At 50.5% G+C, this 12,721-nt stretch carries 12 protein-coding genes; all 12 read right to left on the bottom strand.

Annotated elements, in window-relative coordinates; translation table 11 throughout:
* Nucleotides 1-19 precede the first annotated feature (19 nt).
* Complete coding sequence (gene fliG, locus N8M53_RS09605) at nucleotides 20-1,075, bottom strand: flagellar motor switch protein FliG (protein WP_269578626.1); 1,056 nt, start codon at nucleotides 1,073-1,075, stop codon at nucleotides 20-22.
* Nucleotides 1,065-2,840, bottom strand: coding sequence for a flagellar basal-body MS-ring/collar protein FliF (gene fliF / locus N8M53_RS09610; protein WP_269578627.1), 1,776 nt, complete (start codon nucleotides 2,838-2,840; stop codon nucleotides 1,065-1,067). The genes fliG and fliF overlap by 11 nt, the downstream gene beginning before the upstream one ends.
* A gap of 15 nt (nucleotides 2,841-2,855) precedes the next feature.
* Nucleotides 2,856-3,167, bottom strand: a complete 312-nt coding sequence (gene fliE / locus N8M53_RS09615; protein ID WP_046074949.1) for a flagellar hook-basal body complex protein FliE — start codon at nucleotides 3,165-3,167, stop codon at nucleotides 2,856-2,858.
* A 110-nt stretch (nucleotides 3,168-3,277) separates the two neighbouring features.
* Nucleotides 3,278-4,687, bottom strand: coding sequence for a sigma-54-dependent transcriptional regulator (locus N8M53_RS09620; protein WP_269578628.1), 1,410 nt, complete (start codon nucleotides 4,685-4,687; stop codon nucleotides 3,278-3,280).
* Complete coding sequence (locus N8M53_RS09625) at nucleotides 4,684-5,733, bottom strand: sensor histidine kinase (protein ID WP_269578629.1); 1,050 nt, start codon at nucleotides 5,731-5,733, stop codon at nucleotides 4,684-4,686. The genes N8M53_RS09620 and N8M53_RS09625 overlap by 4 nt, the downstream gene beginning before the upstream one ends.
* A 138-nt stretch (nucleotides 5,734-5,871) precedes the next feature.
* Complete coding sequence (locus N8M53_RS09630) at nucleotides 5,872-7,356, bottom strand: sigma-54 dependent transcriptional regulator (protein ID WP_269578630.1); 1,485 nt, start codon at nucleotides 7,354-7,356, stop codon at nucleotides 5,872-5,874.
* Nucleotides 7,357-7,519: 163 nt separating this feature from the next.
* A complete protein-coding gene (fliS, locus tag N8M53_RS09635) occupies nucleotides 7,520-7,924 on the bottom strand; it encodes a flagellar export chaperone FliS (protein ID WP_046074953.1) in 405 nt (134 codons plus the stop codon).
* A 12-nt stretch (nucleotides 7,925-7,936) separates the two neighbouring features.
* Nucleotides 7,937-8,242: a hypothetical protein gene (locus N8M53_RS09640; protein ID WP_269578631.1), complete on the bottom strand. Its 306-nt coding sequence runs from the start codon at nucleotides 8,240-8,242 to the stop codon at nucleotides 7,937-7,939.
* A complete protein-coding gene (gene fliD, locus N8M53_RS09645; RefSeq protein WP_269578632.1) occupies nucleotides 8,242-9,600 on the bottom strand; it encodes a flagellar filament capping protein FliD in 1,359 nt (452 codons plus the stop codon). The genes N8M53_RS09640 and fliD overlap by 1 nt, the downstream gene beginning before the upstream one ends.
* An 18-nt stretch (nucleotides 9,601-9,618) precedes the next feature.
* Nucleotides 9,619-10,047: a flagellar protein FlaG gene (locus N8M53_RS09650; protein WP_077665896.1), complete on the bottom strand. Its 429-nt coding sequence runs from the start codon at nucleotides 10,045-10,047 to the stop codon at nucleotides 9,619-9,621.
* Nucleotides 10,048-10,102: 55 nt separating this feature from the next.
* Nucleotides 10,103-11,227, bottom strand: coding sequence for a flagellin (locus N8M53_RS09655; RefSeq protein WP_269578633.1), 1,125 nt, complete (start codon nucleotides 11,225-11,227; stop codon nucleotides 10,103-10,105).
* A gap of 269 nt (nucleotides 11,228-11,496) precedes the next feature.
* Nucleotides 11,497-12,639 (bottom strand): flagellin, encoded by a 1,143-nt coding sequence (locus N8M53_RS09660; RefSeq protein ID WP_046074957.1) that lies wholly within the window; start codon nucleotides 12,637-12,639, stop codon nucleotides 11,497-11,499.
* Nucleotides 12,640-12,721: the final 82 nt, after the last annotated feature.

Here is a 12,721-nt window from a genome sequence, read left to right on the forward strand (position 1 = left end):
TGCCCCTTACAAAAACGACTTAGACGAACTCATCGCCGCCGCCTCCGGTAAGCATAATTTCACCGGCATCAGCGAGACGGCGCGCAATAGACAGGATTTCTTTCTGCGCCCCTTCCACGTCTGAAACCCGGATTGGACCCATGGCTTCGATATCATCTTGCAACATCTCGGCTGCACGTTTTGACATGTTGCGATAGATTTTCTCGCGCAAGTTATCTTCCGCGCCTTTAAGCGCTTTTTGCAGCACTTCTTGTGGTACGTCACGTAGCAAGGTTTGCACGCCGCGATCGTCCACATCAATCAGGTTATCAAATACGAACATCAAGTCTTGGATTTGTGAGGCCATCTCTTCGTCTTGATCGCGAATCGAGTCCATCAACACCCCTTCGACGCTGTTATCCATGTAGTTCATGATTTCCGCTGCTGCTTTCAAGCCACCAATCTTGGCCGCTTGTGCCCCTGCTTGGCCTGCAAACTGCTTCTCCATGATCTCATTCAATTCATGGAGCGCAGCTGGTTGCACTTCTTCAAGGTTGGCAATCCGCATCATTAAATCGAGACGATCACGCTCTACAAATTGCGAGAGGATCTCCGCTGAGTGTTCGGGATCCAAATAGGATAAGACGATGGTTTGGATTTGCGGGTGCTCGTTGATAATAATGCTGGCCACTTGGCGCGGATCCATCCATTTCAGTGAATCCAGCCCTTTCGAGCCACTGCCCAGCAAGATCTGATCGACTAGGTTATTCGCTTTGTCTTCACCCAAGGCAGCCACCAAAGCGTTGCGCACAAAGTCTTCACTGCCCATACCGATCGAGGTGTATTTCTGGATCTCCTCTAAAAAGGCACGGTGGACGGCAGCCACTTTATCCGAGTTAAGATCCGTCATTGAGGTCATCGCCGCGCCCACCCGTTGAACCTGTTTCGGCTCAAGGTGGCGGATGATACTCGCAGCATCTTGTTCACTTAAACTGAGTAGCAAAATGGCGGCTTTTTCAATCCCACTCAACGAGCTTATATCGAAGTTTGAGCCAGCTTGCTCATCACCGCCTGTGGTTGCGACTTCATTTGCCATCTTCGGTTACCCAATTTTTCACCGCTTGTGCGGCCAAGTCTGGCTCATTGGCCACCAGCGCCCGCACCGCTTTTAACAAGTCTTCATCTTTATGGAGGTTTGGTAGCTCAACATCTGACGCTGACATCGCAAAGTTGCTGGAACCGTCAAGCTCAGAACCTATCAAGCCAACATCATCGCCATCTGGGGTGATAGGTAAGCCGTCCGGGCCAAGGATTTCGCCATTGGGACCTACCGTATTGCCATCTTCGTCGGTATTTGGATACAGCAGCTTTTTCATCGCTGGACGCACCAAGACCACGATAATCACAATGATCACTAAGGCAGCCGCTAGCCAACGTACCCAGTCATTAAAGTTGGGGTGATCCCAAATCGGCACATCTTGCTCTGCCGCTTGCTCTGGCTCAACAAACGGGACGGCGATCACTTCAAGCACATCCCCACGTTGTTCGCTAAAGCCCACCCCGCCCATTAAGAGACGGCGGATTTTGGCTAGTTCGTCATCTGACAAAGGCTGCTTAACCGTATCGCCCGTTTCAGGATCGACGCTTTGTTTAAAGTTCACCGCGACAGAAACCGTTTGCCGGTCGATCACGCCTGATTGCGCGCGCCGATGACGAATCGTGGTGTCTAATTCAAAGTTACGGGTGGCTTCACGACTCACTGATCCGGTACCGCCTGCGCCATTTTTAAGATCCCTGACGTCTTCAGGAATGGAGGCATCGGCCGGTGGTTGGTTGCTCAGTGCCCCTGGGATCCCCGCGACTCGGTCCGAGCCATTGTAGTCTTCACGGGTATATTCGCTGCGGGTGGCGGGCGTATTCGGGTTAAACTGACGCTGCGTTTCTTCCAGTGAACTGAAATCCAGTGACACGTCGACTTGCGAGGTATAGTTCCCCAGCCCTAATACAGGAATCAATATCGAGTCAATTTTCTCACGCAACTGGCGCTCTTGCTTGCGCTCCAGCTCATATTCTTTGCGTCGTGCGGCGGAAGCGGGATCTTCACTGCCAGAGTTTAGCAAGCGACCATGCTGATCGGTCACTGTGACACGCGTGGGTTTAAGCGACGGGACCGCTGAGGCGACCATATCAACGATGGAGTCTACTTCCTCTTGGCCAAGGGTGTTAGAGCCCCCCAACGTCAAAAAGACAGTGGCTGACGCCTCTTGATTGTGGCGCACAAAGACACTCTGTTTAGGCATCGCTAACAAGACACGTGCTTTTCGCACTTGCCGCACTTCTTCAATGGCGGCGGCAAGCTGACGTTCGCGGCTGAGTTTAAGACGTTCTTGTTCAAGCTTTTGTGAAACCCCAAACCCCATATCGTTGAGCAAGATCTCATCGCCTTCCGCCGTGCTGGTATTGAGACCAACACGGGTCAGATCGAGCCGAATCGAGGAATAATCACTTGAGGGAACGCGGATGGTATTACCATCTAATTGATATTCAACTTTGTTCTGGTCAAGGTGATCCAAAACAGGGATCAGTTCTTCTGTTTCGTACGTACCCAGTGGCCGCATTTCGGGTTCCTGCACCCAGAAAAACAGCATCATGATCAGTGCGACACAAATCGCAACCGCTAACACCAAGATCAACTGGCGCACCATGTCGAGATCGCCAAATATCGAGTTTGACGATGCTGACTGTTCTGATGCGTCCGGATCTTGCGTGCTTTGCTCTGCGTCTAATGCCGCATCGGTCGATGGCAGTGCTGCTGCGCCATCTGAAACCGCCAGATCGGTGTTTTGGTTCTCTTCAGCCACTGATTAATTCCTACATTAAACAGGCATATTCATGAGTTCTTTATACGCCTCAACTAACTTGTTGCGCGTTTGCACGGTGGCATCAAACGCCACACTCGACTTGTTTCGAGCTATCATGACATCCGATAAGCTTACGTTGCGGTCACCTTCATCGAACCGTGTGGCAAGCTCACCCGAGGTTTTTTGTAATCCATTCACATGGTTAATCGCACTGGCAAGCATATCGCCAAATTCTTGGCTGACTTGTTGACCGGTTGCAGGCTGAGAGACATTCTTTGCCGCTGCCGCCATGGCTTGCATCTCTTGCGTCAAGGCATTCGCTTTCATCGTCGATCCTTCCTGTGTCAATATTTTGTCAATTCAGTCAGATTTTCATCAGTCATCTTACTATGTGCAACTTTGAGACCACTTTCGCAAAGGCTGACGACTCTGTGTGATTACTGGGGAATATCAATCCCTGCGTCGCGCATTTTGGCGAGCTTATAACGCAGTGTCCTGGGGCTGATCCCTAAGCGCTCTGCCACATCTTTACGCCGCCCCTCGCAGGCTCGAATGGTCTCCAATATGATGGAAAACTCCTGATCGCGTAATTCATTGCCTAACCCTGCACCATTAGACTGCGCTTCCATCGCATCATGACTGGGTACGGAAGATGGCGTTGCCGTCGAAACGGTTGATTGGCTATCCATCACCTTGCTTTGTAAACTTGAGGCATCTTGCCAGTCTTGCCCTTCGAGTAAAATGTCTGTCGCTTGAATATGAGATTGGGTTGCCAGTATCAAGGCACGTTGCATCACGTTGTCCAGCTCCCGTACATTACCCGGCCATGCGTAACTCAATAATTTTTGCTCTGCATCTGGGTGTAACGTCGGGCAAGGCAACCCTTGCTTTTGGCAGTGGCGTGACAACAAATAGTTCGCCAGTGGAATAATGTCCCCTGGACGCTCTTGCAACGCCGGCCAAGTGATCGGAAACACATTCAAACGGTAATACAAGTCTTCGCGAAAGTGGCCTTGGGCGACATAGTCTTTTAGATCACGGTTACTGGTCGCCAGTACCCGTAAATCAAGCTGAATGCTTTTACGGCCCCCCAAACGCTCTACCTCGCGCTCTTGCAACACACGGAGCAACTTGGCTTGCAGCCCCAAATCCATCTCACTGATTTCATCCAATAAGATAGTGCCGCCTTGGGCCTGTTCAAATTTCCCCGGACACGCTTGCACGGCCCCGGTAAATGCCCCTTTCTCATAGCCAAAAAGGGTTGCTTCCAGCATGTTCTCCGGAATAGCAGCGCAATTAATCGCGACAAAAGGCGCACTTGAGCGTCCCGAATGATCGTGAATATAACGTGCCATCACTTCTTTCCCTGAGCCAGATGGGCCAAGGATCATTACGTTGGCATCCGTGCTGGCGACTTTATCGGCGAGCGCTAGCAAAGCAACACTTTTTGGATCTTCTGCGATAGCATCCGAGTCATCGTTTTTCACCGGTGCATACCGGCTAACCATATTAAGCAAGACCTCAGGGGCAAACGGCTTGGCCATGTAATCAATGGCGCCTTCTTTCATCGCCGCCACCGCGTCTTCAATGTTGGCATAGGCCGTCATCAGCAAAACAGGTAAATTCGGCATATGCGTTTTGATTGAGCGCAACAGCGCCAAGCCATCCATGCCCGCCATCTGCACATCTGAGACAACGATATCAATCGTCTCGGATTTTAAAGTGACCAAGGCTTGTTCCGCACTGTCCGCTTCACGCCAATGGTATCCAGCCAATGCCAGGGTATCGACAAGCGCTTCGCGCAAGCCTTCATCATCTTCAACGATTAGCACTGTGGTTTGGCTCATTGTGTTTCTCCTACGCTCTTACCCTGCTCTGCCGCCGCCCCTTTGACGATCGGCAAACACAATGTAAAACAGGCCCCTTTTTCAGGCTCGGATTGTAAGGTGAGTTTGCCATCATGGGCATGACACACCATTTGCACAACGGCGAGGCCTAGACCTGTACCTTGCTGTCGTGTGGTAAAAAAAGGCTCCAACACTTTCGCTTGCAGTTCAGGCGCAATCCCAGGGCCATTATCCGCAACAGACAACAATAAATTATCGCCTTGTTGGCGCGAATCCACCACCACTTGGCAACCCTTGCCTGCCACTTGGACGGCATTGACGACCAAGTTACTGAGCGCGCTGGCCAATGCATTAGGATTACCGAGCAACGAGAGACTTTCATCATCACTATTGATAGCAAAATCAACATCGTGACCTTGAATAACCGCATCCACCATAGGCTCGAACTCGTTAAATAACTGTTCAACGGTAAACACTTTAACCACTTTGTTGTCGCCACCCTTAGCAAACAACAACATGTCGTTCACTTGCTTTTCCAAGTCATGTAGCCGGTCTAACAGTTTGAATTGAAAGCGTTGCCGCGTCGCATCATTAAGGTTGGGCGCCCCTAGATTCGACGCATATAAAATCGCGCTAGAAAGCGGAGTACGTACTTGGTGTGCCAGCGACGCCACCATTTTTCCCAACGACGATAACCGTTGCAGATCACTAACGCGCGACTGCAATAAACGGGTTTCTGTCATGTCGGTGATCAAGATAAGTTGCCCTGAATCGGACGCTGAAATGGCAAGCTTCACCCGACGGCCATCTTTGAGAGAGACCTCGTGTCCATCATCATCTCGTGGTGAGAATGCGCGTTGAATCACATCAAACCAGCGCTGCTGAGTGAGCGGCTCCCCAAGGAGGCGATGCGCCTCTGGATTGGCTTCAGCGACACGGCCATTGGCATCAAGCAAAATAACGCCTGCTGGCATCACATCGAGAACTTGCTTATACCGAGTGACTTGTTGATCCACTGATCCCAGTGGCGAAGATTGGGTTTCCATTTAGGCAACACACATTTCGATCAAGGTTTTACTCACTTAAGCAGAGATTATGCCATAAAAATCGCTAACATTATCAGCCATTTGGAGACAAAAAAGCGAAGTCATTTTTTTGACTCCGCTTTTTGACGCCTCGTCGATCTAGATTAATTCTTCCTTGTTCAAACCGTACTTTCGCATCTTTTCTACCAGTGTCGTGCGCCGCATACTCAGCATGTCAGCCGCCCTAGCAACCACACCAGACTGCGCCTCTAGCGCCTGCTTAATCAAATCAATCTCGACCTCGGCGAGGGTTTCTTTCAAATTAACGCCCTCAGGCGGCAAATTTGTCAGGCCGGGGCTATCCGCAAAGCCAGGCATGTCCTCTTCGAAAGCAGGCTCGTCCGGCTCATGGAACATCGCGGTGAGGGCATCGCGTTCAGCCATCTCAGTATCTTCGACCGAATAGGCCTCAGGCTGAAATTCAGGAATATCACTGTAACGATATTTAGCTGGCAAATGATTCACATCGACCATTTGTCCTGGGTACAAAATAACCAAACGCTCAATCAAGTTCGCCAGCTCGCGAACATTGCCTGGCCATTCATGTTCCATCAACGAATTAATCGCCCGAGGGGAAATATGGATCCGGCCATTCCCTTCCACATCAAGCCTAGACATTAGCTCATGGATTAATAGCGGGATATCATCGATTCGCTCGCGTAGCGCCGGCATTTCGATCGGGAAGACATTGAGTCGGTAATACAAATCTTCCCGAAACTCACCGTCTTTGATCATGGTTTCTAGCGTACGGTGGGTCGCGGCAACGACACGAACATTGGCGCGAATGCTTTTGTTTCCTCCCACGCGCTCAAACGTACGCTCTTGCAACACGCGTAACAATTTGACTTGCATTGGCATCGGCATGTCGCCAATTTCATCCAAAAACAGCGTTCCGCCTTCCGCTAGCTCGAAGCGCCCTTTACGCGCTGATATCGCCCCCGTGAAGGCGCCTTTCTCATGGCCGAACAGTTCACTTTCCAACAACTCGCCTGGAATCGCACCACAATTAACAGGCACAAAGGGGCCAGACGCGCGTGACGAGGCATGGTGTACATGGCGCGCCACGACTTCTTTTCCGGTACCAGATTCACCGAGGATCAAAACACTGGCTTCGGTAGAAGCGACCTGCTCTATGAGATGACGGACCTGTTCGATGGCGTCGCTTTTACCCACCATGTTATGAAAGGCGGTATTATCGCCAGACAATTGTGGAATACTGAAAGCCTGTTTACCGGCAAACTCGCGGCAGTGATGGAGTGCATCGAATAATTGCGGGTAGTTCAAAGGTAACCCGAGTTCACCGACATAGTTGGGTAACCCTGAAAGTTCACGATCGTGGCGTCGAATCGCAATCACAGGAACGTGATGATAGGTAGCAAGCTGCTCAAGTACTTTTTCAAGTAACGGTGTCGAGCGGACGTGGCCAAGAAAACATGCGCCCCAGTTTTGCTCCCAAAGTGCATCACTGACATCTGTGGTCGAGTGAAGCGCGTAACGCTCGCCGATAAAGTCGAGTATCACGCCGAGATCGTGACGAAACTGGTCATCGTCATCGATAACGAGGATCTTTGCTAAATCTTGCATGTGTGAGATACGTCTGCCCTGATAACTTTTTATAATTGTGTCGCTTTTAAGCAACAACAATCTCAATTTTAATCAAGACATTGTAATAGAGAACGCGCATAAGGCAACCGGAGACACAGTAAACCTGTGACTCCAGTGCCATGTCAGTAGTTTGATAGGCAGTTTAACTGGTCGCTTGAGTCATATTATGGTATTCGGAAGGAATCTGGTCCCAAGCGGATTTAATCTCTCTTAACAGCTCAATCACATCGTCGATGGGTTCCGGTTTGTTTTCCAAATTCGCGGTACTCACCTGACGAATCATAAAGTCATAGATGGCGTCTAAGTTATCAGCAATATCGCCGCCATCATCCATTGATAGACATGCACGTAGATTAATAATGATATCTAACGCTTTACCTAACCGCTCACCTTTGACGGATAAGTCGCCTTGTGCCATGGCAGCTTTGCCTTGAATTAAGCGCTCGATCGCGCCGGCCATCAGCATTTGGATAACCTTATGAGGCGACGCAGCGCTTAATTGACTGTCAACCGAGACCTTCTTATAGGCCTGTAGTGAGCCTCTCATAGTCTTCCTCACTTATTGAAATTTCTTATACAGCTGCACAGACTGCTTCCCCTTGCGCTGCTGTAACAAGCGCTTGGCAGCATCGGCTTTCTGCCCCTCGAGTGCATCAATGAGCGTTTCTGTTCTTGATAACGCCTGAGACCATTGCTGTTGATTCGGCGCTTGTGGCGACGCTGCAATCTGATCAAGTAACGCTTGTCTGTCATGCAATTGCTGAGCCAGTTTTTCTGAATCAATGTCACTCATGTTCAATTGTTGGGCAATTGCTTCATCAATCGCTTCGAGTGCGTCGAGCCATTCGGATACCTGGGTCATCATTAACCCGGCATAATGTTTTGCATAGCTTGTAACTGTGAACGCATTTGCGATGTCGCTTCTTCCATCGCAGAAAAGCGCTGCATGGTTCGCGACTCTAAATTTTCCATGCGTCGGTCTAACTCTCGTTGGTCATCACGAAGGCGAAGCTTTTGCTCTGACAACGTGCTCTCACGATTACTGATCGCTCCGCCCGCGCCCGTAAAGCCGCCGACGACTTGTTCAAGCTGACGCGCAAAACCATCATTGCCACCAAAAAAACCTTCCAATGCGTTAAAGTTTTGACGCAGTTGCCGGTCTAGTACCTTGTTATCGACTTCTAGACGACCGTCCATAGTGGTAGTGACACCCAGCTCACTCAGGGTTTTCATTCCCTCTGGGGCTTGCTCAATCGGTGACGAGAAAAGATTGCGCAATCGACTGGTTGCCGTTCGAATGACACTTTCCCCCACCAAAGGACCACCTTGCTGGGTCTCAGGGTCATACTTACTGACCGCTTGTGAGACACGGAAAAACGCATTGTAATTATCGACGAACGACGTAATGGTCGAACGCACAGACTCTCGATCATGTTCAACGGCGAGTGCCAGCGGTTTATCACTGGTTTGCGTGACTTCCAGTGATACGCCTTCGATCGCATTATCAAAGGTGTTCGTGGCACTGGAGACTGACGCGATACCATCAATCAGTATTTTGGCATCTTGTGCGGCTTGCATTTGTGCCATGCCATTATTGGCTTGTCCCGCTTTGAAGCCTAACTGATGAAGCGCACTCCCCACTTGCGCATCAACATTGACTTCCACCTGATTCTCCGCCCCCGTTTTGTTGCCATTCAACACCATGCGTGCGCCGCTATCATCTTGAATCAGTGACGCTTGTACACCTGGGTTTTTAGGGTCGCTATTAATCGCACGCACGATGTCTGCCAAGCTGTCTTTGCCTTGGGGAACATCGATCACGCTGGTGCGATTACCCATGGTAATGGTGAGCTTGCCACTCCCGAGAGACGCGTCAGCATCAACACCGGGTGACACAAGTTTATGTGCACCCGCTAATTGCTGAACATCGATTTGATAACGACCGGGGATGGCATCTGGCGTCGCGCTGGCGCCAAGTGCGTCTGGATTGCTAACGGATGTGGTTCTCGCCGCAAAACCTTCGTTGCGACGAAAGTCATACATTTGGGTTTTGAGTTTATCGAGAGATTCTTTTAAGCGGCCAAACGCACTGATGTCGGTTTCGACATCATTCATGCGTTTGACAATACGCTCTTGTTTGGGTGCACGCTCAGCATCCACGATTTTAGTGACCATGGAGTTAATATCCATGCCACCACCCATGCCTGCTGCCTTAACACTCATAACGACTCTCTCACCTCGTTATACCTTTTCTGTGACAAGCCCTCGCGCGTGTTGCGACAATTGCTTAGCAAGCTCTAACATTTCCTGCTCTGGAATCTGACGGATAATGTCACCACTGTTCATTTCATAAACGGTGATCACACTGCGTCCTGTGTCTTCATCCAAACGGAATGCGAGCCCTTTGTTAAAGTCGGACATAAACTCATCGAGCCGCTCTACCAACTTCTCCAGTTGTTTGCGTTGTAGCTGACGATTTTCCTCAATGCGCTGTGACTGCTCTACACGGCGTTGTTGCATTGACTCTCTCGCCTCACGACGCTCTGCCTGCTGGTGCTGGCTGACCGGATCTGGGCGTACTTTTCCAACTCTTACATCTCTAGCAACCTTTGTGCCATCAGAGTGTGCTGAGTGCGGCAGGGATGAATTTGTAACGGATGAAATGTCCATCGCTATTCACCTCCCAAAACGTAGCGGCGGCGATTAGGCCGCCGCTCGTGAATGGTTAACCGAGCAAGCTCAGTGCGGCTTGTGGTGCCTGCTTGGCTTGCGCCAAAATAGAGGTACCAGATTGCTGCAAGATTTGTGACTTGGTCAAGTTGGTTGTTTCTTTGGCAAAGTCAACATCACGGATACGGCTGTTAGAGGCCGAGACGTTTTCATTAACGTTATCCAAGTTGGCAATGGTGTGACTCAAGCGATTTTGCTTCGCACCCAATTCCGCACGGTGAGAGTCGATAAACTGCATCGCGTTATCAATCATACCCACGGCTTTTTGCGCGCCACCCATAGACGAAACATCAACATCTTTAATGGTTTCATCCACTTTGGTACCCATCGCTAGCGATGTTGCCAAAGCACCCGTGAAGGTTGCATCTGACCCAGCACCGGTTACGATTTGCAGCTCACCATCTTCAGTCACAGACGCGCTCAGCTTGTCTTGAGATTGACCGTTGATATAGGTTGCGATTTCTTCAATATCATCACCACCTTTGGCCGTCACATTGATAGACGTGGACGTGCCGTCAGCATTGGTAATATTGATTGCCATGGTGGCACCCGCAGTCGCTGTCCAGCCTGCTGATTTGGCGTTAGCGGCAGTGAAGCTTGCCCCACCCATTTCGCTGTGGTCTGCACGGATGTTTTTAAACTCCATCATCACAGCTTCACCGGCGTCTGCACCCACTTGGAAAGAGCGCGTACCGAAGGTACCGTTAAGCAGTTTAGCACCACCGAACGAGGTCGTTTCTGCGATACGGTTCAGCTCGTCTTTCAGCGCGACAACCTCTTCTTGGATTGCGCTACGCTCTGCATCACCGTTGGCACCGTTAGCTGATTGCAGTGACAAGTCACGCATACGTTGCAAAATGTTGCTTGACTCTTCCATCGCACCTTCAGCGGTTTGCGCCATTGAGATGCCGTCGTTCGCATTTCGAACAGCCACGCCCAAACCACTGCTTTGAGCCATCAAACGGTTAGAAATCTGAAGGCCTGCCGCGTCGTCTTTAGCACTGTTAATGCGAGAACCGGATGACAAACGCTCCATCGAGTTGTTCAGCGCATCGGTTGAGTTATTCAAATAACGCTGAGCAGTCATCGCAGGGACGTTAGTGTTAACAGTAATAGCCATAACTATTCTCCTTTGGTTCTAGGTCCGGCTTCGCCCAGCTGACCAGGGAAAACCAGTATCAAAATTGTTCACAACCCATTTAGCGGCGCACGTTGAGAAAGCTTTAGCTTTTTTTGTCGGTGCTTGGCGGTGCATTTACACCACTGCCGTAAGGCGCTATGAAGGTTAACGCCCAAAGGAGAAATATCTTTAGGAAGATTTTGAGAAAAAATGACACAAAAAAAAGCGGCAACCGATTGCCGCTTTTAGTGTGCTGATATGAAGAAGAATTATTGCAGAAGGTTCAGAGCCGCTTGCGGCATCTGTTTCGCCTGCGCCAGCATCGAGGTACCGGCCTGCTGCAGGATTTGCCCTTTGGTCATTGCCGTGGTTTCTCGGGCAAAGTCGGTATCACGGATCCGGCTATTCGATGCAGCCACGTTTTCCTGAATATTCGACAAGTTGCTAATGGTGTGGCTGAGTCGATTTTGTTTCGCACCCAAGTCCGCACGCTGGCTATCAATATAACGCATGGCCGAGTCAATCACCCCCACTGCCATTTGCGCGCCACCGACATCCGATACATCAAGGTCGGCGGCGGTGACCAAGTCACCATTGCCAGACACCATCCCCAATGAGGTAGCCAGTCCGCCCCCAAAAGTAACGGCACCTTCAACTTTGTGCTCTTCGATAAAGACTTGGAGTTGACCCTCTTCATCCACCGATGCGGTTAACATTTCGCCAGACTGACCATTGATGTAACTGGCCAGTTCTTCGACATCATCACCCGCTTTCGCTGCGATGGCCATACTCACGTTTTGGCCATCTTTGGTAGTAAACTGCAGCTGCAACGTTGCCGCCGCCGGATCCACTTCCCATCCTGCCGATTTAGGCTGGGTACCGGTGAACTCGACCCCCCCCATGCGGAAATCATCAGCGCGAATACTCGATAGGCCCATGATGATCGCCTCACCGGCATCCGCACCAATTTGAAATGAGGCCTCCCCAAACGAGCCATTAAGTAATCGACGGCCACCAAACGCAGTGGTTTCAGCGATCCGGTTAAGCTCATCTTTGAGTGCTTCTACCTCTTCTTGGATAGCGACACGCTCAGATTTACCATTGGCACCGTTTGCAGACTGGAGGGAAAGATCCCGCATACGCTGCAAAATGTTGGTCGATTCCTGCATTGCCCCTTCGGCAGTCTGCGCAATAGAAATACCATCATTGGCGTTTCGCATTGCCACATCAAGGCCTCGTGTTTGGGCAACCAAACGGTTAGAGATCTGCAAACCCGCCGCGTCGTCTTTAGCACTGTTGATCCGGCTACCTGACGACAGACGTTCCATTGAATTATTCAACTCATCGGTCGCTTTATTCAGGTAACGCTGCGCAGTCATCGCAGACACGTTGGTGTTAACTGTTACACCCATTTTGCTCTCCTTTGACTTTCGCTTGCTTTGCGAAACAGCCTACCCGCGACGTGTTGCACTGTGTTTGGCGGTGCTGCGGGAA

This window comes from Salinivibrio kushneri, from assembly GCF_027286325.1.
Lineage (GTDB): Bacteria > Pseudomonadota > Gammaproteobacteria > Enterobacterales > Vibrionaceae > Salinivibrio > Salinivibrio kushneri_A.